A 22,101-nucleotide genomic window follows, 5' to 3' on the forward strand; every position below is an offset into this window, starting at 1 on the left:
CCTCAGCGCGATGCAATAGCGCGTCTTCGAGGGGGCGCGACGTCGAATAAGAAAAAGCGACGTGCTTGCGAGTATCGAAGCAATTTTGCGCTGTTCAATCAGACGGTGATTCATGCAATAAACGGTGCATGAAATGCCGCCTTGTCTAAGCTGGTAAGCAGGTGGAGTTAGAACGCAAAACCGTTGTCATGCAGGCGCAGCAAAACATGCGCATCAATGAATCGTTTAGTTTTTCTGTGCGTGGATGATGTGCCGACACTGCGCAATGACTGTTGTACGCGGTGCTATTTCTGCGGTGCTGGTATGCAGTGGCGAGATGATGTGAGTTGCGGTGCGTTTGCCACTGGAATTGAACTGGAATTGAACGCTTTTATTTTTGTGGGCAAATTCAGCGTGTGGTTCGATGGTGCGCTGGCGTCGGTCGCCGACGCTAGGCGCTTCCACTTTGCAAGCGATGCAGTGCGGCGAGCAGTTCGCTGCGGCGGTATGGTTTGGGCAGAAAGTCGGTCTGCGCTGGCAGATGGTCTGCCTCTGGGGTGTGCAGGCCCGAGGTCAGCAGGACCGGGAGCGCGATCCCTTTGCGCCGCAGCTGGCGGACCATGCCGAGGCCGTCGCAACGGGGCATCTGCACATCGCTGAAGATCAGATCCACGTCCGGATGCCGCGCCAGCTTCTCCATGGCTTCGTGCGCTGTACTTGCCGCCAGCACGCGGTAGCCATCGGCGGCGAGCATGTCGGCGGCGAGCTCGCGTATGGTTTGATCGTCTTCCACCAAAAGAATGGTGGCCAGGGCGCGTGTTGCGCGCATAATGCTGTCACCGCAGAATGCTGAAGTACGCAGCTTCGCGGTTCTCCAGTGAAGCGCTGGTGATGCTGGGGCAATCCCGATACTCTCGGCTTCATTATGACTGCGAGAAGCAGCTTGTCCACTCACGCCCGCTATCGGCAGATCGTCGAACTCTCGCACGATTGCATCAAAGAAGTCGGTTGCGATGGCGTTGTGCGTTCGATCAATACGCATGGGCTGACCTTGCTTGGGGTGTCCGAGCCCAAGAGCATCGTCGGGCGCCCCTGGGTGGAGCTGTGGCCGGAGGATATGCAGCCGTTCGCCGATGCCGCGTTCGCTGCGGCCTTGCGCAACGAGCAGAACGAATTCTGGGCGCAGCGTCCCTCCCAGGATGGGCGGCAACGGTGGTGGCATGTGATGGTCAGTCCGCTGGCCAATGCGTCGGCACTGGTCGAAAGCGTGTTGGTGATCAGTCGCGATGTCACTCCGCAACGCCAGATCGAGCAGGCACTGCGTACCCTGGGCGATCTGACGCTCGGGCGCGCGCAGAGGCATGCCGAGGCCGAGGCCATGGTGCAGGCCGAGACTGCGGCGCTTGGTCGGCATTGGCAGGTGCAGCACTCGCAGTTGCGTGGGCAACTGGATATCGCCCTGGCGGCGCAGCGCGTCGCCGAGCGTGCCATGGCTCAGGCGCAGAAGGGCGAGGCAGTCGGACAGATGCTCGCCGGCGTCGTTCACGACTTCAACAACATGCTGCAGACCGCGATGACCTCGGTGAGTATGGTCGCCGATCAGCCGCAGCGTCTGCAGCCGGACCAGCTCAGGTTGCTGAGCATCGCCGGCGATGCGCTACAGCATGGTGCGCGGATGACCCGGCGCCTGCTCGGCTTCGCACGGGCGCACCCGGTCAAACCAGAGTGGTTGGACCTGTGCGACCTGGTCGTGCAGATGCAGCCGCTGCTGGCGCAGGCACTGGGAAGCGAGATGCGGCTGCAGTTGGAGACATCCGCCAGCCCCGCAACGACCTATGCCGACCGCAATTCGGTCGAACAGGCGGTGATGAATCTGGCCCTGAACGCGCGCGATGCCTGCCGCCCGGGCGACGTGGTCTGGATCCGTTGCGGTACGCTGGAAGTGCCGCCTTTGCGCGCGGCGGCGATGCGCCAACCCGGCACATACGTCACCCTGACGGTGAGTGATCACGGCGAGGGGATGTCGGAAGAGACCAAGTCGCGCCTGTTCGAGGCGTATTTCACCACCAAGCCGGAAGGGAAGGGGACCGGGCTGGGGTTGGCCCAGGTCTATGGTTTGGTGCGTCAGGCTGGTGGATTCGTCGATGTCGATTCCGAATTGGGTCGCGGCACCACGATCACGTTGGCCTTTCCGCTGGTGCCACGGCCGCTTGGCGATAGCGCCGATTCCATCGTTTCCTAGCGCGCGCAGGTGTTCGCCCGTGCCGGTGGTGGTTGCCGCCGTTTCTGGCCCGAACCTGGGCGGGCTCCGGATCCTGGGCGGCGGTGAAGGCTGGCATGCCTGAACGGATCTGGCGCTGGGACCGCCGTCATGCCTGTGACAGCCTTCGTGAAAGCTTACTATCTAGGCTTTACAGTGGCAGTGGTGCGTGCCTGCGCACAGGAGCGAACGTGGTATCGAGTGGCGAACACAACAAGGCTCGCGCGGCCGCGACGTTAAACGTCGCGATGTCTGTGCGTGCACAGCTCCAATGCTGGCGCGGCGCTGTCCGAAGCGGTCGGCGGATCGCATGAGTACCATCGCCCCACCCATGTCCATGCCCGCTGTAGTGTCCCTGGATGCCGGTCATGCGGTGTTGCCGCCGGAGTCACCGCTGGCGATGCCGCTGCAGTCGCTGGGCGAGGGCGAATTGCGTCATGAGCGTCTGCCCAGTACGCCAGTCGGTATCGGTTGGCGGCGTTTGTATGTCTTCGGCACCACCGCAGCGATGACCGCCTATGCCAGCATGCTGATCGGCAAGGTCTTGCTGATCGGCGGAGTCAGCGTGCTCGAAGGCTGTCTGATGGTGTTGTTCGTCCCGATGTTCGCCTGGATCACGCTGTCCTTTGTCAGTGCGCTGGCCGGATTCTTCACCCTGGTGTTCGGCCATGGCCGCAAGCTGGGCATCGATCCGGATGCGCCGCTGCCCAGCGTGCACTGCCGCACCGCCTTGTTGATGCCCACTTACAACGAAGATCCGCATCGGCTGATGGCCGGCTTGCAGGCGATCTACGAGTCGGTGCAGGCCACTGGTCAGCTCGATCGCTTCGATTTCTTCATCCTCAGCGATACCACGCGTCCGGCCATCGGCGCAGAGGAAGAAGTGGTCTATGCCGACCTGGTGGCGCGTGTCGGCGGCCATGGCCGGTTGTTCTACCGTCGTCGTGCCAGCAACACCGGGCGCAAGGCCGGCAATATCGCCGATTGGGTCCGCCGCTTCGGTGGCGCCTATCCGCAGATGTTGATCCTGGACGCGGATAGTTTGATGACTGGCGACAGCATCGTGCGCCTGGCAGCGGCGATGGAAGCCAATCCGGATGTCGGCCTGATCCAGACGCTGCCGGAAGTGGTCAATGGCAATACCCTGTTTGCTCGCATGCAGCAGTTCGGTGGCCGCGTTTACGGCCCGGTGATCGCCTTCGGCGTGGCCTGGTGGCACGGTGCGGAAAGCAATTATTGGGGCCACAACGCGATGATTCGTACCGAGGCCTTCGCCGCGCATGCTGGCCTGCCGGCGCTGCCAGGACGCAAGCCGTTCTGCGGTCATGTGCTCAGCCACGATTTCGTCGAGGCCGCGTTGATGCGTCGTGGCGGTTGGGCAATGCACATGGTGCCGTATCTGCAGGGCAGCTACGAAGAAGGCCCGCCGACGCTGACCGATTTGCTGGTGCGCGACCGTCGCTGGTGCCAGGGCAATTTGCAGCATTCCAAGGTAGTGACTGCGCGCGGCCTGCACTGGGTCAGTCGGATGCACATGCTGGTGGGTATCGGCCATTACTTCACCGCGCCGATGTGGGGCATGTTGATGTTGATCGGCATCGCCATCCCGCTACAGAACGGCGGCATTGATCTGGTCGCCTCGGTGTTGGCGCCGTTTTCGCCTGCGCGCTACTGGCACCAGCAGGACTCCAGCCGGATGTTCTGGGTGTTCGCGGTGACCATGTTCGTGCTGTTGGCGCCCAAGATGCTGGGTTATCTGGCGATGGTGTTCACGCCTGAGAAACGACGCGCTTGCGGCGGTGCATTGCGCGCGCTGTTGAGCATGTTGCTGGAGACGCTGTTGGCTGCGTTGATGGCGCCGGTGGTGATGTACGTGCAGTCGCGCGGTGTTGCCGAGGTGCTGGCCGGCAAGGATTCGGGCTGGGATGCGCAGCAGCGCGACGACGGTCGTCTGTCGTGGCGGGCGCTGTTGCGCAGCTATGGCGGGTTGAGTGTGTTTGGCTTGTTGATGGGTGGCATGGCCTATGCGGTCTCGCCATCGCTGGCTGCGTGGATGGCGCCAGTCGTGATCGGAATGGCGTTGGCCGTGCCGGTGGTGGCGATCAGTTCCTCGCGCGCGGTGGGCCTTTGGTTGCGCAAGCTGCGCATTCTCGCTATCCCAGAGGAATCGCAGCCGCCGGCGGTGTTGTTGCGCGCGGCGGAGTTACGCCGCGAGGCCGCCGCTCGGCGCGCCGAAGCGTGAGGCACCGGGCATAATGCCGGGCATCACGATAGGGGTCTGACATGCTGGAAACCGTGGAGCACGAAACCGGCGCTGCGCCGCGCTGGAGCGTTCTTTGGCTGCATGGGCTGGGGGCGGATGGTCACGATTTCGCGCCATTGGTGCCGCAACTGGTCCGGCCGGGCTGGCCGCCGTTGCGCTTCGTGTTCCCGCACGCGCCGCTGCGCGCGGTGACCATCAACAACGGCGTGCGTATGCGTGCCTGGTACGACATCGTCAGCATGGACTTTGCTCACCGCGCCGACAGCAGCGGGGTCGCTGCCTCGGTCGCCCAGGTCGAGGAGCTGATTGCGCGCGAGCATGCGCGTGGTGTTCCAGCTGAGCGCCTACTATTGGCCGGTTTTTCCCAGGGGGGCGCCATCACCCTGGCGGCTGGGTTGCGCCGGGAACAGCCGTTGGCAGGTCTGATTGGTCTGTCGACGTATTTGCCTGAATTGGCCGAGGTGGCCCGCTGGCATGCTCCGGCGGCGCTGTCGCAGCCGCTGTTCATGGCCCATGGTCAGAGCGATCCGGTGATCCCGCAGGTCTATGCCGAGCAGACCGCGCAGGCGCTGCAGGCGCTAGGCATGCCGGTGCAATGGCAGCGTTATCCGATGGCGCATCAGGTGTGTGCCGAGGAAATCGCCGATCTTGGCGATTGGATGGCGGCGCGTTTCGCTGCCGTCTGAGTCCGGGTTTGCTGCTGGCGGGATTGCGTGCCCCGATGGCAGGTGGCAAGGGTGCCCGCTACTATGCTCCAGAGCGCACGCCAGCCGACCGAGGAGACGCATGTGAAAGTGCTGATCGCCGACGACGAACCCCTGGCCCGCGAGCGTCTGCGTGTCCTGTTGGCCGAGCATCTCGGTGTCGAGGTGGTGGCCGAGGCCAGCAGTGGCCTGGAGGCCTTGGATGCCTGCGATCAGTGGCGTCCGGATCTGGTGTTGCTGGATATTGCGATGCCCGGTCTCGATGGCCTGGAGGCCGCCCGCTACTTTGCTGCGTTCGAGCCCCGGCCGGCGGTGGTGTTTTGCACGGCTTACGACGCGCATGCCTTGTCCGCGTTCGAAGCGGCGGCGATCGACTATCTGATGAAGCCGGTGCGTGCCGAGCGTCTGGCGGCGGCATTGCAGCGTGCGCGCATGTTCGTGGCCGGGCGTGCCGACAGCGCCGCTGTGCCGATGCAACGCCGTACCCAGTTGTGCGCACGTTTGCGCGGTAGTCTGCGCCTGATTCCGCTCGATACCATCCACTATCTGCAGGCCGAGGAAAAGTACGTGGTGGTCCACCATGCGGCGGGCGAAGATTTGATCGAGGAATCGCTGCGCTCGCTGGAGGAGGAGTTCGCCGAGCGCTTCGTTCGCATCCATCGCAACTGTCTGGTCGCGCGCCAGGAACTGGTTGAACTGCGTCGCCTCGGCGATGGCCAGGTGCAGGCGGTGTTGCGCCATGGCAAGCAGCCGTTGGAAGTGAGCCGTCGTTGCTTGGCGCAGTTGCGGCAGGGGATCCGTCCGCGCTGAAGGTGCTGCATTCCCATTGCGGCAGCGGCGCATGCCGGCTTTCCGCGATAATGCGCGGATGAAGATCCTGCGTATCGCCACTCGCAAGAGTCCGCTCGCCCTGTGGCAGAGCGAATATGTCGCCGCTTGCCTGCGGCGCGCGCACCCGCAACTTGAGGTGGTGCTTGTACCGATGAGCACACGCGGCGACGAAGTGCTGGACCGCTCGTTGGCGGCAATCGGCGGCAAAGGGTTGTTTCTGAAGGAATTGGAGCTGGCGATGCTGCGCGGTGAAGCCGATTGCGCGGTGCATTCGCTCAAGGATGTGCCGATGGAATTGGAGCCGCCGTTCGTGCTGCCGGCGATTCTGCCGCGTGCCGATTCGGCCGATGCACTGATTTCCAATCTGTACGCGGCACTGGATGCGCTGCCGCTCGGTGCCCGTGTGGGAACCTCGTCGTTGCGCCGGCAGGCGCAACTGCGCGCGTGGCGTCCGGACCTGCAACTGCTGGACCTGCGCGGCAACGTCAACACGCGTCTGGCCAAGCTGGACAATGCGGATTACGACGCGATCGTACTGGCCTGTGCCGGCCTGCAGCGGCTGGGTCTGGAGCCTCGCATCACTCAGCGGCTGCAGGCCCCGGACTGGCTGCCGGCCCCGGCGCAGGGGGCGATCGCGCTGGAATGCCGCCGGGACGCGACCGGGGCACGGGCGTTGTTCGCCGTGCTGGACGATGCCGCGACGCGTACCTGCGTGGAGGCCGAGCGGGCGATGAACCGCGCGCTGCACGGCAGTTGTCACGTTCCGGTCGCGGCCTTCGCCCAGTGGCGGGGCGAGGATCTGCTGTTGCAGGGGTTGGTCGGTGATGTTGCCGACGGACGCCTGGTACGCGCGCAGTTACAGGGCAGCGCACAGGATCCTCAGGCACTGGGTCAGGCCGTGGCCGATGCCCTGCTCAGTGCTGGCGCTGGCGCATTGCTCGACATCGACCGAGCGACTTGAACGTGTGCTATTGCCGCACGAGCAGGTATCCATCCGCTGTCGCCTGATGCCGCCTGCGACGCAGTGACTGCCCAATCGCGGGTTTTATTTGAACTTGTACACCACGTTCACCGTCGTCAGCGTGTCGGTTTTTTCTTTTCCGACGCTGACGACGCTGTTGTAGCGTGCTTGCCAAGCGGCTTTGAGTGCCAGGCGCTCGTTCATGTTCACCGAGATGCCCAGGTCGTTCTGGGCAAAGGTGTCGTAGGCGCCCGATTCGACCAGCAGGGTGTTGCCCAGTTCGGTGTTGTGGGTGAGTCGATATTTGAAATCGACCAGGCCGCGGCCGATCAGCCCGGTTTCGGTGCGATCCTGCGCCGCGTCGTGGGCGCGGCGCACGCCGGGGCCGATCTGTACGTCGATGCTTCTGTGGTCGCCATCCATGATCCGCGTGCCGTAGCCGATACCAATCGTGCCCAGTCGGTCGTAGGTGGCGAAGTCGTCGCGTTCGTAGCGTAGGGAGGCGGTCAGTTGACGGTGCTCGCCGAGTTGCAACGCGCTGCCGGCGCTGCCGGTGTAGCGGTTGGAGGTGGTCTGGCGCAAGCGTGTGATTGTGCCGTCCGCGTTGGTGTTGGTGTACTCGGCGCTGGCGCGTAGCGCGAACAAGTCCAGGCTGTGGATCCAGTCGCCGTCCACGTATTGGCCCTTGAACCTGCCGTTGATGCTCTCGTTCGAGCTGTTGCCGTGCGAGGACGCGATGCCCAGTTCACCCGATCCGCTCCAAGGCGAGCTGGCCGGATCCGTGTCAGCGGCCCATGCCGAAGACGTGCTCAGCAGCAATGAGGCGATGGTGGATGCGATGGAGGCACGGCGGGACATGAGCTTCTCTCAGCAGGTGGGGGGCGGGACGCAGCTTTCGGCTAACGAGTTGGAAACGATTTCATCATACCGGATCCACATCACATCCTGGTCACGTACTGCATGATCGATTCGGTCGCTGGGGCTGGGGCTGGGGCTGGCGGGCTGCGCTGCAGCTGGCGTTTTCAGCCTCGGACTCAGACATAATTGGGGCATGGACCGCTACGAACGCATCAATGCACTGCACCGCCAGCTCAAGTCCGCGCGCTACCCGGTGACGGTGGCGCGGCTGCAGGACGAACTGGGCTGTTCCCGCGCCACGGTTTACCGCGATCTGGCGTTTCTGCGCGATGCGCTGATGGCGCCCGTCGAGGGCGATGGTGAAGCGGGTTTCCGCTACGAATCCGCCGAAAGCGACCGTTTCGAATTGCCGGGACTTTGGCTGAGTTCCGAGGAATTGCATGCGCTGCTGGCCTCGCAACAGTTGCTGGCGCGCACGGGTGGCGGAGTATTGTCCTCGGTGCTGGCGCCGTTGCAGCAACGGATCGAAAGCCTGCTCGCCGCGCAGGCCGGGGTGACCCAATGGCCGGTGGAGCGGGTGCGGGTGATTCCGCATCGCGGTCGCAAACTCGACGAGGCCAGCTTCCGCACGGTTGCCTCGGCCGTGCTGGAGCGTAAGCGGCTCTCGTTCGACTACCGCGCACGTTCCACCGACGAATCGACCAAGCGTAACGTTTCGCCACAGCGCATCACCCACTACCGCGACAACTGGTACCTGGATGCCTGGGACCATGGCCGCGACGCGGTACGCAGTTTCGCGGTGGACCGTATCAATCATGCGCGATTGCTCGATCAGCCGGCACAGGACGTCGCCGACGCGGAACTGGATTCGCAGCTTTCATCCAGCTATGGGATTTTCTCCGGTGCGCCCAAGGGTTGGGCGACGATCGTGTTCAGCCCCAAGGCGGCGCGCTGGGTGGCCGACGAGCACTGGCACTCCAAGCAACAGGGGCGATTTTTGCCCGATGGCCGCTACGAACTGAAAGTACCCTACAGCGTCTCGCGCGAGTTGCTGATGGATGTGTTGCACTATGGTTCCGATGCCGAGATCGTCGAGCCGCGCTCGTTGCGCGAGCAGGCCAAGGCGCTGCTCGCGCTGGCATTGAGCAATTACAGCGACGATTGAGCCGGCCAGCATCGGTGGCCGCGCCCTGTTGGGCTATTCCGGAAGGGCGTGTGCGACGGCGCTGTTGCTGAGGATGGTGCCGATGTTGCGCTCGATGCAGTCGACCAGTGCATGCACATGCACGGCCATCTCTTCGCCGATCGGAGTCAGGGTGTACTCCACATGCGGCGGTACCACTGGGTAGGCGGTGCGCTGCACGAATCCGTCCGCTTCCAGCGCGTGCAAAGTCTGCGACAGCATCTTTTCGCTGACTCCCTCCAGGCTGCGGCGGAGGTCGCCGAAGCGGTGCGTGCCCTTGCTCAGCGCCACCAACACCAGCACGCCCCAGCGGCTGGTCACGTGGCTCAGTATCGCGCGGGAGGGGCAGTTCTGCGCGAACACCTGTCCGCGTAGCATCGCCGGGTTGGTGGAGGAGCGGGCTGGGTTGTGGGGAGATTCGGGAAGTACGCTGTCCAAGGGGATGCACCTGTCTGTGGGGGAATGCCTCCCGATCATACGAGCAGCGCCGTCGACTTCGCTGAGCGGCAGGTGATCGTTGAGTGCCGGGACGCTCAGGGCTTTTGCGGGACCTCGAAGCCAAGCCGTCCGACCTGCTCGCGGCGTTGCGCCACGCGCAGGAGCTTGTCGGTGTTGATCCCGTATTGATGATCCATTTTGTCCACCAATTCGCGGTATTGCTTTTGGCTCATGTCTGGATTGCGTGCGAATACCCAGGCCAGATCGCGTCCGGGATAGTCGATCAGCGCCCAGGAATAGTCCGGCGCCACTTCCAGGATGCGGTACTTGGTGGGCAGCACGGCGAAGAACCAGGTGGTCCAGCGATGGTTGCTGGTTCCTTCGTTGATCGTGGCGTGAGACGTGATTTCCTTGAGCGGCTCGTCGAAGCCTTTGCGGTACTGGTAGCGCACGGCGATCTTGCCATTGTCCTTGAGCGTGTACTCGTCGCTGCTGGCGACATGGCCGCGTTCGGCGAAGTATGGGATATGCGCGATCACGTACCAACGGCCCATGAAGCGCTGCAGATCGATGGGCGGTTGCGCTGTTTCCTGCTCCTGCGGGCTTTGTGACTTTGCCCGCACTGTCGACGCAGGGGCGAGGATGCCGAGCAGCAACACGGAGGCAAACAGAGCAAGTAGGCGCATGGGGGAGTTCCGAGAGGTAGGGTCGAGCGTAATGGATTGTGCCCTTCCGGCGTGTCAATAGTGCGTCGCAGTCCTTGAGATGTGATCGCGGCACCCTGCGCGCCTTGTCATTACAGGAGTCACCGTCATGCAGAATATCGCCGTTTCAGGTCGGGTCCATGTCCCGCATCCGGGCCTGTGTCGCCTGCTGCGGCAGGTGATGCTGGTCGGGCTCGTCATGGTCGCGGTGTGGCCCGCCGCGCGCGGGGACAGCGCATGGTTGGGCTGGCGACCGCTGTGGTTGTTGGGCATGCCGCTGAGCGCTTGGTGGGCGTTGCACCGATTCCCGATGCCGCTGCGGCCGCTGTTGGCCTGGATGCGGGCCAGGTCGCGCGTGCAGGCGCGGCGGCGCGTGCCGGTGCGCTAGCCTCCCAGCGTGGCCTGACCTTCGGCAGGGGAGAGATCGCGATGGCGCATGCTACGGTGCGCTGCCATTTTCCAGGATCCCATCGCCCATGTCGCCTCTCGCGCAGGCCTGCTTGCTCGTCGCTTTGCTCACGGCCGGCTCCGTTGCCGCCAAGGAACCCGCAATGTCCCAAGATCCTTATGCCTGGCTTGAAGATGTCACCGGTGCCAAGGCGCTGGACTGGGTCAAGACGCAGAACGCCAAGACCGAGGCGCGGCTGGCTGACACCACGGCGTTCAAGTCGACAGAAGCCAGTATCCGCCAGGTGATGGATTCCGATGCCAAGATCCCGTGGGTGGAGAAGATCGGCCCTTACTACTACAACCTGTGGCAGGACCGTGAGCATGAGCGTGGCCTGTGGCGTCGTACTACCCTGGAGGAGTACCGCAAGCCCGAGCCGAAGTGGGAGACGGTGCTGGACCTGGACGCGTTGAACAAAGCCGAAGGCGAGAACTGGGTGTGGCATGGCGCCGATTGTTTGCGCCCGCAGTACCGCCGCTGTCTGATCGCGCTGTCGCGCGGCGGTGCCGATGCGGGCGTCACCCGTGAGTTCGACCTGGGCACCAAACAGTGGGTCAAGGACGGTTTCTACCGACCCGAGGCCAAGGGTGCCATGAGCTGGATTGATATCGACACGGTCTACGTCTACACCGACTTCGGTCCCGGGTCGATGAGCTCGTCTGGCTATCCGCGCATCGTCAAACAATGGAAGCGCGGCACCCCGATGCGCAGCGCGACGTTGGTGTACGAGGGCAAGCCGCAGGACATGTCAGTCAACGCCAAGCACGACGACACGCCCGGTTACGAGCGCGATGTCGTTTCCCGCGCGTTGGCTTTTTACAATGACGAGTTGTATCTGCGTGATCCCCATGCCGACGGTGGGTTACGCAAGATCGATGTACCCAATTCGGCGGCCAAAAATGTGTACCGGCAATGGTTGACCGTGCAATTACGTGATCCGTGGACCGTCGATGGCACCACGTATCCGGCCGGTGCACTGCTGGTGACCAGGTTCGATGATTTCATGGCGGGTAAGCGTGTCTTCCAGGTGCTGTTCGCGCCGACCGAGACGGCGTCGCTGGAGTCCTTCGCCTGGACCAAGTCGCGGTTGGTGCTCAACGTTCTCGACAACGTCAAGAGCCGACTGTGGGTGCTGACGCCGGGCGAGGGCGCGTGGGAACGCACGCCGTTTCCGGTGGGCAAGATGGCGTTCGGCAGCATTAATGTCGAAGCGGTCGATGCCGACGAAAACGATCAGGTTTGGCTGATTTCCACCGACTTCCTCACCCCCACCACGCTGATGCTGGCCGATGTGCAGCGTGGTCCGCAGAGCATCGAAACGCTCAAGGCAATGCCGAGTTTCTTCGATGCGTCCAAGGAGGAGGTCGAGCAGCATTTCGCGGTGTCCAAAGATGGCACCAAGGTGCCGTATTTTCTGGTCCTGTCCAAGCAGCTCAAGCGCGATGGCAGCCATCCGACCCTGTTGTATGGCTATGGTGGCTTCGAGGTATCGATGACGCCATTTTACTCGGGCAGTTTGGGCCGCGCCTGGCTCGATCGGGGGGGGGTGTACGCCTTGGCCAACATCCGTGGCGGTGGCGAATATGGCCCGCGCTGGCATCAGGCGGCGCTGAAGCAGAACCGGCACAAGGCTTATGAGGATATGGCGGCGGTCGCGCAGGATCTGGTCGCACGCAAGATCACCTCGGCCAAGCACCTGGGCGTGCAAGGTGGCAGCAACGGCGGGCTGATGGCCGGCAACATGCTGGTGCAGTACCCACAGTTGTTCGGCGCGGTGGTCGTGCAAGTGCCGTTGCTGGACATGAAGCGCTACAGCCACCTGCTGGCCGGCGCCTCGTGGATGGCCGAGTACGGTAACCCGGATACCGACGATTGGGCATTCATTCGGACCTTCTCGCCGTACCACTTGTTCGATCCCAAGAAGACCTATCCACCGGTGATTTTCCTCACCTCCACCCGAGACGACCGTGTGCATCCGGGTCACGCGCGCAAGATGGCGGCGAAGATGCTCGATGCAGGCAAGGACGTGACGTACTACGAGAACGTCGAAGGCGGTCACGGCGGTGCGGCCAATAATGCGCAGGCCGCGCACAAGCAGGCGTTGGCCTACAGTTTCCTGTGGGAGCATCTTGCCAAGTGAGAGCATTGTGGTCCGCTGTCTACCAGGTGGCGGACCTGTGTGTTTCTCTCTCAGTGGTGAAAGTCATGCGGACGCAGCCGCACGAACGCACCACGCCGGAGTGCTGCGTTCGTGTCGCAGGCGCCGACGGCGTACAGGTGGCTCAGCGCTGCCATTGCGCCAGTCCGCGCGTCATTCGCGCAACTGCCTCCTGCAGCCGCGGTAGGCTTTGCGTGTAGGCGATGCGCACGTGTTGGTGGGCGCGGTGGTGGCCAAAATCCACTCCGGGGGTGAACGCCACATGCTCGGTTTCCAGCAAGTGCGTACAGAGCGCTTGTGCATCGTCGGTGAACGCGCCGACGTCGGCATATAGATAGAACGCGCCCTGCGGCTCGACGTCGATGCGGAAGCCGAGTGTGCGTAATGCCGGTAACAGGTAATCGCGGCGCCGTGCGAATTCGGCGCGACGTGCTTCCAGGATCTGCAAAGTCTCGGGATGGAAGCACGCCAGCGCCGCCTGTTGTGCAATGCTGGATGCGCTGATGTACAAGTGCTGCGCCAGTTTCTCCAGTGCAGGTACCGCTGCGCGCGGTGCCACCAGCCAGCCAAGACGCCAGCCGGTCATGCCGAAATACTTGGAGAAACTGTTGAGGACGTAGGCGTCATCGTCGACCTCCAGCACGCTGGGCGCGTCGATGCCGTAACTCAGGCCGTGGTAGATCTCGTCCACGACAAAGTGACCGCCACGTGCGCGCAGCGCCTGTGCCAGCGCGGCCAACTCGGCGCGCGACAATAGCGTGCCAGTCGGGTTGGCCGGCGAGGCCGTCAGCGCACCGATGCAGGCAGGGTTCCAGTGCTGTTCCAGTAATGCCGGCGTTAGCTGGTAGTCGCTGTCCGGTCCGGTCGGGACCAATTGCGCGTTGCCTTCCACTAGACGCAAAAAGTTCCGGTTGCAGGGGTAGCATGGGTCGGCCATCAGCCAGTGTTTGCCAGGATCGACCAGCAGTGCGCTGGTCAGCAGGAGCGCACCAGAGCCGCCGGGGGTGATCAGGATTCGCGCCGGGTCCAGGTCGATGTTGTGGCGTTGTTGGTAGAAATTCGCCAGGGCCTGGCGTAAAGCTGGCAATCCCCGTGCGGCGGTGTAACGGGTGTGGCCGGCGGCGAGCGCAGCCTGACCGGCGGCGACGATTGGCGCGGCGGTGGTGAAGTCCGGCTCGCCGATTTCCAGATGGATCACATCGTGGCCGGCGTGTTCCAGTTCGTTGGCCCGCGCCAGCAGTGCCATCACGTAGAACGGTGCGATCTCGCGGCTGCGCTGGCTGTACTGCGGTCCAGTCGGTGGCGACGCAGGGGTTTCGCCGGGCAAGGGAGTCATGCTGGCGATGGTAGCTGATGGTCAGGGTGTCTGAAACGATCGTCGTGGACTTGCCAGCATGCGGCGTTATGGAGAGACTCGGCTGCTATCGCACCATGCCGTCTCCTCCGGCCGGGCGACCTGCCATTGCGTTTCCGTCGCCTTAGCCCAATTACATGTCCCATCGTCCTTTGCTAGCGTGCTTCCTCATCTTCATGACGACTTCTTTCGCCTCTGCCTCCGATGTCACACCTCCCCATCCGGCCAAGCATCCGCATGCGGTCAAGGCGCCGTTCGGCGCGGTGCGTCAGGACCCCTATTACTGGCTGCGCGACGACACCCGCGAAAACCCGAAGATGTTGGCCTATCTCAATGCCGAGAACGGCTACGCCGATCATGTGCTCAAGCCGCTCAAGCCGCTGGAAGACACGCTATACACCGAGATCGTCGGTCGCATTAAGCAGGACGACAGTACCGTGCCGTATCGCGAGCGTGGCTACTGGTATTACGGCCGCTATGAGAGCGGTAAGGACTATATGATTTATGCGCGGCGCAAGGGCGGCATGGATGCGCCCGAGCAAATTCTGCTCGACGTCAATGCGATGGCCGCGGGGAAGGGATATTTCAACGTGGGCGATACTCAGGTGAGCCATGACAACCGCCTGCTGGCCTGGACCGAAGACGAGGTCGGCCGTCGTCAGTACGTCGTGCGCTTCAAGAACCTGGACACGGGCGAGGTGTATGCCGACCGCATTCCGAGTGTATCGCCGGATGTGGTCTGGGCCGACGACAACAAGACCCTGTTCTACATCGAGAACGATCCGGAAACCTTGCTCAGTGTGCGGGTCAAGAAGCATGTGCTGGGGACGCCGACGACCCAGGATGCACTGGTCTACGAGGAAAAAGACGATAGTTTCTACCTGAGTTTGGGGCGTACCCGCGACGACAAGTACATTGTCATCACCATGGAAAGCACCGTGTCGTCCGAGCAGCGCTATGCGTCCGCCGCCGATCCGCAACACTTCGTGGTGCTGGCTGCGCGCGAGCGCGATGTCCAATACCACGCCGACCATTTCCATGGACGCTGGGTGATCCGCACCAACTGGAAGGCCAAGAACTACGCGCTGATGAGCGCGCCCGACGGCGCGACTGCGCGCACGCAGTGGCAGCCCTGGCTGCCTTACGACGAAAACGTGTTCATCGAAGAATTTGCGTTGTTCGATGGTTTTACTGCCATTGCCGAGCGCTCCGATGGCCTGGAGCGGATTCGCCTGCACTTCGCCGACGGCAAGGAGGAATACGTCAAGGCCGACGAGCCGGCGTATTCGATGGGGTTGTCGGTCAACTCCGAACCCGACACCCCGCTGCTGCGTTACAGCTACACCTCGTTGACTACGCCTGTCACGGTCTATGAACTCAATACCCGCACCGGTGAACGCAAACTGCTCAAGCAGCAGCCAGTGATCGGTTACGACGCCAGTAAATACCAGACCGAACGCTTGTGGATCACCGCACGCGACGGGGTCAAGGTGCCGGTGTCGTTGGTCTACAAGAAGGGCTTCAAGAAGGACGGTCGCGCGGCGCTGTACCAGTACGCCTACGGCAGCTACGGCATATCCACCGACCCCGGCTTCAATCTGCCTGCGGTCAGCCTGCTCGACCGTGGTGTGGTCTATGCCATCGCTCACATCCGTGGTGGTCAGGAAATGGGGCGCGCCTGGTACGATCAAGGCAAGTTGTTGCACAAGAAAAACACCTTCAACGATTTCATCGACGTGACTCGCGCGCTGGTAAAGCAAGGCTATGCGGCGCCTGACCGTGTCGCTGCCGGCGGCGGCAGTGCCGGCGGTCTGTTGATGGGCGCGGTGGCGAATATGGCACCGCAGGACTACCGCGTGCTGGTGGCGCAGGTGCCGTTCGTCGATGTGGTCACCACCATGCTCGATCCGAGTATCCCGCTGACCACCAACGAATACGACGAGTGGGGCAATCCCGAGCACAAGACCTATTACGACTACATGCTCAGCTACTCGCCCTACGACAACGTCAAGCGCCAGGCGTATCCGGCGATGTATGTCGGCACCGGCTTGTGGGATTCGCAAGTGCAGTACTGGGAGCCGGCCAAGTGGGTGGCCAAGCTGCGCCAGGACGATACCAGCACGCGGCCGATCCTATTCCGGGTCAATATGGAGGCCGGCCACGGCGGCAAATCCGGACGGTTCCGCCGCTATCGTGAATTGGCCGAATCCTACGCGTTCGTGCTCGATCAGTTGGGTGTGGAGCACGTCGCGAAGTGAGGCGCGCGTGGTGCTGTGAGCCGATAGGGCTTGGAGGCGCGGATGTCGTCACATCTGGATGGCGGCGTTGACGAGGGTGCGGTGCGTGCGGTGACTGCTGTGGCATCGGTAGTCGCCGCACGATGGACTGTGGCGTGATCGCGCCTGCGCGCGCGCGGTGAACGCGGCAAGGCGGCGCAGCCAGATTCATGCCGGTGTGGCTATACTCGGCAGATGAGCACATTGTCCTCTCATTCGATCCGTATCGTCCTGGCCGCTGCCGTGCTGCTCGCGCTGGCCGGATGCGGCAACAAGGGTCCGCTGGTGATGCCGCAGAAGCCGGTGCCGGTGGAGGTCACGCCAGCCGCCGCGCCCGAGGCCACGCCGCCAGCAAGCGCCGACCCCGCTGCTCCGTCCACCCCGGCCGACGGTCAATCCTCGCAACCGACCAACCTCAGCGGCCCCTCCGTCGATGGAAAAGGCTGAGGCCAGTCGCGGCGCGAGCCTGCGCTTCACCAAGATGCAGGGTGCGGGCAATGATTTCGTGGTGCTCGATTTGCGCGATGGCAGTTCCCCGCCGGATGCCGCGTTGGCGGTGCGTCTGGCCGATCGTCACTTCGGTATCGGCTGCGATCAGATCCTGACCATCGAGCCCGCGCGCAACGCGGCGGCGCTGGCCAGTTATCGTATCTGGAACACCGATGGCAGCGCCGCTGGGCAGTGCGGCAATGGTGCGCGTTGCGTGGCCGCGTGGTTGGTGCGCGACGGCAGCGCCAGCGGCGATGGCTTCGTCATCGAGAGTCCCGCCGGAATCCACCACATCGAACGCTGCGACGATGGCCAGTTCGCCGTGGCGATGGGCGTGCCACGCTTTGCTCCGGAAGACGTGCCGCTGATCGGTTTTGCGCATGCGCAGGACGAATATCTGCTGCCGATGCACGGTGAGAGCGTGCGTTTCGGCGCGGTGTCGATGGGGAATCCGCATGCGGTACTGGAAGTGAGCCTGGTCGATGCCGCGCCAGTCGAACGGCTGGGGCCGCGATTGCAGCAGCATGCCTCGTTTCCGGATTCGGTCAATGTTGGTTTCGTGCAAGTGATCGATCGCGCTCGCCTGCGCCTGCGCGTATACGAGCGCGGTGTCGGCGAAACGCTGGCCTGCGGCAGCGGCGCCTGCGCGGCGGCGGCGGTGTTGATGCAGCGTGGTCGTGTGGATCGCGATGTGCGTGTGGCCTTGCCCGGCGGCGAGTTGCGTGTGCAATGGCCGCACGCTACCGCGCCGCTGGTGATGTCGGGGCCTGCCGCGTTCGTTTTCGATGGAGAGTGGATTCAATGAGCGAGAGTCTGGACAAGATCGGTGCACACGAAGTCGCGGCATGGTTGCGCCGTCATCCGAGCTTTCTGAAGCAGTTTCCGGATCTGGCGCTGACCCTGGTGGTGCCGCGCGATGATGGCCCGACCGCGTCGTTGGCGAGTTACCAGTTGGAAGTGTTGCGCGACAAAAATCGCGAGTTGTCGCGACGCCTGGCCGAATTGGCCGCCAACGCGCAGGTCAACGAACGTCTGGCGGTGCGTACCCATCAGTTGACCCTGGCGCTGATGCGACAAGCCAGCGCCGCCGACAGCGTGCGCGCGATGGCGGCGTCGTTGCAGGAAGATTTTCACGGCGATCTGGTCAGCATCGTGTTGCTGCAACCGTTACCCGGCCTGGAGCAGGCGCCGTGGTTGCAGATCGTGGCGCAGGACGATCCGCGTCTGGCGCCGTTCCACGATTGCCTGAAGGATGGCGAGCCGATCTGCGGACGCCTGCAACCGGAAAAACAGGCGTTGCTGTACGCCGAGCGGATCGATACCGTGCAATCCACCGCATTGCTGCCGCTGCCTGCTCTGGGCCTGATCGCGGTCGGTAGCCGCGATCCCAATCGCTTCTATCCCGGCATGGGGACATTGTTCTTGCGCATGATGGGCGAGGCGCTGGTGGTGGCGCTGCAGCGATGACAGTGGCGGCGACAAAGGCCAAACGCGGAACGCGCGCGAGTCGCCCTGGCGCGGTAGCCGATGCGGCTGTTGCTCATGCCGCCTCTTCCGCGACATGTCGCGTCGTCGAGTTTCTTGCCTATCTCCAGGTCGAGCGCCGGATGTCCGCGCATACGGTGGATGCCTATCGCCGCGATCTGGCAGCGCTGACCACGTGGGCGGCGGATCACATGTTGGGCGATCCGGCGTTGCTCGCTGCCGAACAACTGCGTCAGTTCATCGCCGCCGAGCATCGCCGCGGCTTGTCGCCGAAGAGCCTGCAGCGGCGTCTGTCGGCCTGTCGCAGTTTCTATGTCTGGCTGCTCAAGCATGGTCATCTCCAGGCCAGTCCGGCCGCGGCGTTGCGTGCACCGAAGGCCCCGCGCAAGTTGCCGCAGGTACTCGATGCCGACGAGGCCGTGCGCCTGGTCGAAGTTCCCACCGACGTGCCACTGGGCATGCGTGATCGGGCCTTGCTGGAATTGTTCTACTCCTGCGGCTTGCGCCTGAGCGAACTGTGCGCGTTGCGCTGGCGCGACCTGGATGCCGCCAGTGGTCTGGTCAGCGTGCATGGCAAGGGCGGTAAACAACGCTTGGTGCCGATTGGCTCGCATGCGCGCAAGGCGCTGTCGCAGTGGCGCGCAGAGCACTGCGCCGATGCCGCCGCACCGGTATTTCCTGGCCGTGGCGGAGCGCCGATCGGCGCGCGCGCGGTGCAGATCCGGATCAAGCAGTTGGCCGCTCGCCAGGGGCTGTTCAAGCATGTGCATCCGCACATGCTGCGACACAGCTTTGCCAGCCATATTCTCGAATCTTCCGGTGACTTGCGTGGAGTGCAGGAATTGCTCGGCCATGCCGACATTGCCACCACGCAGATCTACACCCATCTGGATTTCCAGCACCTGGCCAAGGTCTACGATGCCGCGCATCCGCGCGCCAAACGCAAATCCTGAGCGCTGCATGTCGGCGCTACCGCTGATGTGGCGCAAGCATGCGATCAAGCATGCTGCGGTAGTTAAGGGCGGCTAACAAACCACTGCGTTGCCGTTGGACGGGCGCGGTAGTGCTCGGAATCTTCATGTCCCCACGTGGACACTGCGGTTCCTGTGTGCTGTTCGCGCCAAGCCGACAGCGACTCGCGACGTATTGTGAGCCGCTCTAAGCAGCAGTGACGCAGCGATGCCATTGTGCGAGTGGGGGTGTTGTCGATTCCTTTCCGTCGTGTGGGTGCGCGGCGGTGGCCTCGCTATCGCGAGTGAGTGCGAGTAAGGGGCACGATGCGTTGTACGCGCAGTTCTGGCTCAGGGCTGGGCATGATTGTCGGCGTGGGTATTGCCGTGTCGGTGGATTGCCGTGGTGCGGGCACGTGGACGGCAGCGGCAGCGCTTGAACCCGGTGTCGCCCGCCCCCACAACTCAGTCACCGCTTCGGAGGCCGTATGGACCCCAGTCAGAACCCCAACGTGTTCCACGCCACCACGATTTTGTCGGTGCGCCGCGATGGCCGTGTCGCCGTCGCCGGCGACGGCCAAGTGACGTTGGGCCATACTGTGATGAAAGGTAATGCCCGCAAGGTGCGCCGGCTCGGTCGCGACGGCCAGGTGCTGGCTGGTTTCGCCGGTGCCGCCGCCGATGCCTTCACCTTGTTCGAACTGTTCGAGGCCAAGCTGGAAAAGCACGGCCAACTGACCCGCGCGGCAGTGGAGTTGGCGAAGGACTGGCGCACCGAGCGCCGCCTGGGCAAGCTCGAAGCGTTGCTGGCGGTGGCCGACCGGGAAACCTCGCTGATCATCGGCGGCACCGGCGATGTGATCGAGCCGGAGGACGGCATCATTGCCATTGGCTCAGGCGGTTCCTATGCCTTGTCGGCTGCGCGCGCGCTGCTCGGCCATACCAGCCTTGACGCCAGAACCATCGCGGTGGAGGCGTTGAACATTGCCGGTGACATCTGCATCTATACCAACCGCAACGTGGTGGTCGAAGAGCTGTGATCGGCATGCGCCATCGGTTTGCCTCGATGCCATCGGATCCATGCTGTGGCGTGTGCGGCATTCTTGCGCAGCTTCTTCCCACATCGGTCGGTTGCACGCCGTGCGCAGGGCGTGGTGAGCCAGGCGCAGCGTCGCGTGTGCCGATATCCCAATGTCATTCGTGAGTACATCCATGTCGCACAAGATCGAATCCGCCGCCGCCGCCATGACTCCGCGCGAGATCGTGCAGGAGTTGGACCGCCACATCGTCGGTCAGCACGACGCCAAGCGCGCAGTGGCAATCGCCCTGCGTAACCGTTGGCGACGCATGCAGTTACCCGATGCGCTGCGCGACGAAGTGATGCCGAAGAACATCTTGATGATCGGCCCAACCGGCGTCGGCAAGACCGAGATTGCGCGGCGTCTGGCGACGTTGGCGAATGCGCCGTTCGTCAAGGTCGAGGCCACCCGCTTCACCGAAGTCGGCTACGTCGGCAAGGACGTGGAGCAGATCGTGCGTGATCTGGCCGATACCGCCGTCAAACTGTATCGCGAACAGGCCAAGACCCGCGTGCGGACCCAGGCGGAGGAATCTGCCGAGGAGCGTATCCTGGATGCACTGCTGCCGCGGCGCAGCACCGGCATCGGTTTTGATCCGGACCTCGCGCGCCAAGAACCATCGGCACAGGACGGCGACACGCGCAGCAAGTTCCGGCGCATGTTGCGTACCGGCGAGCTGGATGAGCGTGAGATCGAACTGGACGTGCCGGTCAACGTCAGCATGGACATCATGACCCCGCCAGGCATGGAGGAGATGGGGCAGCAGTTGCGGCACATGTTTTCCAACCTCGGCGGCGGCAAGTCGCAGTCGCGCCGGCTCACTATCAAAGCGGCGCGGCCGCTGTTGATCGAGGAAGAAGCCGGCAAGCTGGTCAACGAGGACGATGTGCGTGACGCGGCGATCGATGCCTGCGAGCAGCATGGCATCGTGTTCATCGACGAAATCGACAAGGTCGCCAAACGCGGCGAAGCCGGCGTGTCTGGCGGTGACGTCTCGCGTGAGGGAGTGCAGCGCGATTTGTTGCCGCTGGTGGAAGGTTCCAACGTCAGCACCAAGTACGGCACGGTCAAGACTGACCACATCCTGTTCATCGCTTCGGGTGCGTTCCATCTGGCCAAACCCAGCGATTTGATCCCGGAGTTGCAGGGGCGCTTTCCGATCCGGGTGGAGTTGTCGGCGCTGTCAAAGGACGATTTCATTCGTATCCTCACCGAGCCGAAGGCCGCGCTGATCAAGCAATACGAAGCATTGTTGCTGACCGAGGGCGTGAGCCTGCGCTTCACCGACGATGCAATCGCCCGTCTCGCCGAAATCGCGTTCCTGGTCAACGAGCGTCAGGAGAACATCGGCGCGCGGCGCTTGCATACCGTGCTCGAGCGCCTGCTCGACAGGCTGAGCTACGAAGCGCCCGACCGTGACGGCGAGAGTGTCACCGTGGATGCTGGCTATGTCGATGCACACCTGGGCGAGCTGGTACAAGACCCGGATCTGAGTCGCTACATCTTGTAACCGTGTCGCGGCGCAAGCCGCTGCAAGCGGTCGCAAGAACGCCTGTTGCACGATGGCGTGCGCTGCTGCCCGCTGTCTCGCAGTGCGGGCAGGTCCGATGGTGTGCATCTTGCCGATCCCTGGCGTTTGCGTGGCGACACCGCTGTGTGAGCGCGCTATTAGAGTGGCTAA

Annotated in this window: 19 protein-coding genes, 1 other RNA gene and 1 pseudogene; 16 read left to right on the forward strand and 5 right to left on the reverse strand. The window is 63.4% G+C overall.

Going from position 1 to position 22,101, the window contains the following annotated elements; genetic code table 11:
* Window positions 1-430: 430 nt before the first annotated feature.
* Entirely contained in the window at window positions 431-1,021 is a 591-nt protein-coding gene (locus XANALMUS060_RS22125; RefSeq protein ID WP_235430491.1) for a response regulator, read from the reverse strand.
* Here XANALMUS060_RS22125 and XANALMUS060_RS13310 point away from each other — a divergent pair.
* The 5 genes from XANALMUS060_RS13310 (at window position 905) to hemC (ending at window position 6,998) form a co-directional block, all read left to right on the forward strand.
* Window positions 905-2,221: an ATP-binding protein gene (locus XANALMUS060_RS13310; protein WP_235430493.1), complete on the forward strand. Its 1,317-nt coding sequence runs from the start codon at window positions 905-907 to the stop codon at window positions 2,219-2,221. The genes XANALMUS060_RS22125 and XANALMUS060_RS13310 overlap by 117 nt on opposite strands.
* A 328-nt stretch (window positions 2,222-2,549) precedes the next feature.
* A complete protein-coding gene (mdoH, locus tag XANALMUS060_RS13315; protein ID WP_045738881.1) occupies window positions 2,550-4,481 on the forward strand; it encodes a glucans biosynthesis glucosyltransferase MdoH in 1,932 nt (643 codons plus the stop codon).
* Window positions 4,482-4,522: 41 nt separating this feature from the next.
* Window positions 4,523-5,188: an alpha/beta hydrolase gene (locus XANALMUS060_RS13320; RefSeq protein ID WP_045738838.1), complete on the forward strand. Its 666-nt coding sequence runs from the start codon at window positions 4,523-4,525 to the stop codon at window positions 5,186-5,188.
* A gap of 63 nt (window positions 5,189-5,251) precedes the next feature.
* Complete coding sequence (locus XANALMUS060_RS13325; RefSeq protein WP_200894051.1) at window positions 5,252-6,016, forward strand: LytTR family DNA-binding domain-containing protein; 765 nt, start codon at window positions 5,252-5,254, stop codon at window positions 6,014-6,016.
* A gap of 58 nt (window positions 6,017-6,074) precedes the next feature.
* On the forward strand, window positions 6,075-6,998 hold the full coding sequence (gene hemC, locus XANALMUS060_RS13330) for a hydroxymethylbilane synthase (RefSeq protein WP_045738883.1): 924 nt from the start codon (window positions 6,075-6,077) through the stop codon (window positions 6,996-6,998).
* An 84-nt stretch (window positions 6,999-7,082) separates the two neighbouring features.
* On the opposite strand, the gene XANALMUS060_RS13335 is transcribed toward hemC, so the two are convergent.
* On the reverse strand, window positions 7,083-7,856 hold the full coding sequence (locus XANALMUS060_RS13335) for a DUF481 domain-containing protein (protein ID WP_045738839.1): 774 nt from the start codon (window positions 7,854-7,856) through the stop codon (window positions 7,083-7,085).
* A 193-nt stretch (window positions 7,857-8,049) separates the two neighbouring features.
* On the opposite strand from XANALMUS060_RS13335, the gene XANALMUS060_RS13340 reads away from it, so the two are divergent.
* The gene (locus XANALMUS060_RS13340; RefSeq protein WP_045738840.1) at window positions 8,050-9,021 is read left to right on the forward strand and encodes a YafY family protein; all 972 of its coding nucleotides are present in this window, start codon (window positions 8,050-8,052) and stop codon (window positions 9,019-9,021) included.
* Window positions 9,022-9,054: 33 nt separating this feature from the next.
* Here the strand turns inward: XANALMUS060_RS13340 and XANALMUS060_RS13345 are convergent, their stop codons facing one another.
* On the reverse strand, window positions 9,055-9,417 hold the full coding sequence (locus XANALMUS060_RS13345; RefSeq protein WP_045738841.1) for a helix-turn-helix domain-containing protein: 363 nt from the start codon (window positions 9,415-9,417) through the stop codon (window positions 9,055-9,057).
* 155 nt (window positions 9,418-9,572) lie between these two features.
* On the reverse strand, window positions 9,573-10,163 hold the full coding sequence (locus XANALMUS060_RS13350) for a lipocalin family protein (protein WP_045738842.1): 591 nt from the start codon (window positions 10,161-10,163) through the stop codon (window positions 9,573-9,575).
* Window positions 10,164-10,290: 127 nt separating this feature from the next.
* On the opposite strand from XANALMUS060_RS13350, the gene XANALMUS060_RS13355 reads away from it, so the two are divergent.
* Together XANALMUS060_RS13355 and XANALMUS060_RS13360 are read left to right on the forward strand one after the other, a co-directional pair.
* Window positions 10,291-10,569 (forward strand): hypothetical protein, encoded by a 279-nt coding sequence (locus tag XANALMUS060_RS13355; protein WP_045738843.1) that lies wholly within the window; start codon window positions 10,291-10,293, stop codon window positions 10,567-10,569.
* 88 nt (window positions 10,570-10,657) lie between these two features.
* The gene (locus XANALMUS060_RS13360; RefSeq protein ID WP_045738844.1) at window positions 10,658-12,769 is read left to right on the forward strand and encodes a prolyl oligopeptidase family serine peptidase; all 2,112 of its coding nucleotides are present in this window, start codon (window positions 10,658-10,660) and stop codon (window positions 12,767-12,769) included.
* Window positions 12,770-12,911: 142 nt separating this feature from the next.
* On the opposite strand, the gene XANALMUS060_RS13365 is transcribed toward XANALMUS060_RS13360, so the two are convergent.
* A complete protein-coding gene (locus XANALMUS060_RS13365) occupies window positions 12,912-14,123 on the reverse strand; it encodes a pyridoxal phosphate-dependent aminotransferase (RefSeq protein WP_045738845.1) in 1,212 nt (403 codons plus the stop codon).
* 194 nt (window positions 14,124-14,317) lie between these two features.
* On the opposite strand from XANALMUS060_RS13365, the gene XANALMUS060_RS13370 reads away from it, so the two are divergent.
* From XANALMUS060_RS13370 to hslU, 8 genes and pseudogenes are all read left to right on the forward strand, one after another.
* Window positions 14,318-16,399, forward strand: coding sequence for a S9 family peptidase (locus XANALMUS060_RS13370; RefSeq protein ID WP_200894052.1), 2,082 nt, complete (start codon window positions 14,318-14,320; stop codon window positions 16,397-16,399).
* Between the two features lie 213 nt (window positions 16,400-16,612).
* Window positions 16,613-16,864 carry a lipoprotein gene (locus XANALMUS060_RS13375; protein ID WP_045738847.1) on the forward strand — a complete coding sequence of 84 codons (252 nt, stop codon included), beginning with the start codon at window positions 16,613-16,615 and terminating at the stop codon, window positions 16,862-16,864.
* On the forward strand, window positions 16,851-17,711 hold the full coding sequence (gene dapF, locus XANALMUS060_RS13380) for a diaminopimelate epimerase (RefSeq protein ID WP_045738848.1): 861 nt from the start codon (window positions 16,851-16,853) through the stop codon (window positions 17,709-17,711). The genes XANALMUS060_RS13375 and dapF overlap by 14 nt, the downstream gene beginning before the upstream one ends.
* Window positions 17,708-18,373 carry a DUF484 family protein gene (locus XANALMUS060_RS13385; protein ID WP_045738849.1) on the forward strand — a complete coding sequence of 222 codons (666 nt, stop codon included), beginning with the start codon at window positions 17,708-17,710 and terminating at the stop codon, window positions 18,371-18,373. The genes dapF and XANALMUS060_RS13385 overlap by 4 nt, the downstream gene beginning before the upstream one ends.
* 104 nt (window positions 18,374-18,477) lie before the next feature.
* Window positions 18,478-19,344: pseudogene (gene xerC / locus XANALMUS060_RS13390) on the forward strand (tyrosine recombinase XerC); the annotation flags it as partial.
* A gap of 125 nt (window positions 19,345-19,469) precedes the next feature.
* A non-coding RNA gene (locus tag XANALMUS060_RS18740) (sX9 sRNA) lies at window positions 19,470-19,546 on the forward strand.
* A gap of 283 nt (window positions 19,547-19,829) precedes the next feature.
* The gene (gene hslV / locus XANALMUS060_RS13395) at window positions 19,830-20,381 is read left to right on the forward strand and encodes an ATP-dependent protease subunit HslV (protein WP_045728376.1); all 552 of its coding nucleotides are present in this window, start codon (window positions 19,830-19,832) and stop codon (window positions 20,379-20,381) included.
* Between the two features lie 205 nt (window positions 20,382-20,586).
* Complete coding sequence (hslU, locus tag XANALMUS060_RS13400) at window positions 20,587-21,930, forward strand: ATP-dependent protease ATPase subunit HslU (protein ID WP_152640506.1); 1,344 nt, start codon at window positions 20,587-20,589, stop codon at window positions 21,928-21,930.
* The last annotated feature ends 171 nt before the right edge of the window (window positions 21,931-22,101 follow it).

Source organism: Xanthomonas sp. MUS 060 (genome assembly GCF_000963215.1).
GTDB lineage: Bacteria > Pseudomonadota > Gammaproteobacteria > Xanthomonadales > Xanthomonadaceae > Xanthomonas_A.

Excerpts from the sequence above, each read along its gene's own strand:
- XANALMUS060_RS13340 (WP_045738840.1), top strand. The coding sequence starts at position 8,050 with ATGGACCGCTACGAACGCATCAATGCACTGCACCGCCAGCTCAAGTCC.
- XANALMUS060_RS22125 (WP_235430491.1), bottom strand. The coding sequence starts at position 1,021 with ATGCGTATTGATCGAACGCACAACGCCATCGCAACCGACTTCTTTGAT.
- hemC (WP_045738883.1), top strand. The coding sequence starts at position 6,075 with ATGAAGATCCTGCGTATCGCCACTCGCAAGAGTCCGCTCGCCCTGTGG.
- XANALMUS060_RS13360 (WP_045738844.1), top strand. The coding sequence starts at position 10,658 with ATGTCGCCTCTCGCGCAGGCCTGCTTGCTCGTCGCTTTGCTCACGGCC.
- XANALMUS060_RS13335 (WP_045738839.1), bottom strand. The coding sequence starts at position 7,856 with ATGTCCCGCCGTGCCTCCATCGCATCCACCATCGCCTCATTGCTGCTG.
- XANALMUS060_RS13385 (WP_045738849.1), top strand. The coding sequence starts at position 17,708 with ATGAGCGAGAGTCTGGACAAGATCGGTGCACACGAAGTCGCGGCATGG.
- XANALMUS060_RS13310 (WP_235430493.1), top strand. The coding sequence starts at position 905 with ATGACTGCGAGAAGCAGCTTGTCCACTCACGCCCGCTATCGGCAGATC.
- hslU (WP_152640506.1), top strand. The coding sequence starts at position 20,587 with ATGACTCCGCGCGAGATCGTGCAGGAGTTGGACCGCCACATCGTCGGT.
- XANALMUS060_RS13325 (WP_200894051.1), top strand. The coding sequence starts at position 5,252 with ATGCTCCAGAGCGCACGCCAGCCGACCGAGGAGACGCATGTGAAAGTG.
- XANALMUS060_RS13350 (WP_045738842.1), bottom strand. The coding sequence starts at position 10,163 with ATGCGCCTACTTGCTCTGTTTGCCTCCGTGTTGCTGCTCGGCATCCTC.
- mdoH (WP_045738881.1), top strand. The coding sequence starts at position 2,550 with ATGAGTACCATCGCCCCACCCATGTCCATGCCCGCTGTAGTGTCCCTG.
- XANALMUS060_RS13345 (WP_045738841.1), bottom strand. The coding sequence starts at position 9,417 with ATGCTACGCGGACAGGTGTTCGCGCAGAACTGCCCCTCCCGCGCGATA.
- XANALMUS060_RS13375 (WP_045738847.1), top strand. The coding sequence starts at position 16,613 with ATGAGCACATTGTCCTCTCATTCGATCCGTATCGTCCTGGCCGCTGCC.
- dapF (WP_045738848.1), top strand. The coding sequence starts at position 16,851 with ATGGAAAAGGCTGAGGCCAGTCGCGGCGCGAGCCTGCGCTTCACCAAG.
- XANALMUS060_RS13355 (WP_045738843.1), top strand. The coding sequence starts at position 10,291 with ATGCAGAATATCGCCGTTTCAGGTCGGGTCCATGTCCCGCATCCGGGC.
- hslV (WP_045728376.1), top strand. The coding sequence starts at position 19,830 with ATGGACCCCAGTCAGAACCCCAACGTGTTCCACGCCACCACGATTTTG.
- XANALMUS060_RS13320 (WP_045738838.1), top strand. The coding sequence starts at position 4,523 with ATGCTGGAAACCGTGGAGCACGAAACCGGCGCTGCGCCGCGCTGGAGC.
- XANALMUS060_RS13370 (WP_200894052.1), top strand. The coding sequence starts at position 14,318 with ATGACGACTTCTTTCGCCTCTGCCTCCGATGTCACACCTCCCCATCCG.
- XANALMUS060_RS13365 (WP_045738845.1), bottom strand. The coding sequence starts at position 14,123 with ATGACTCCCTTGCCCGGCGAAACCCCTGCGTCGCCACCGACTGGACCG.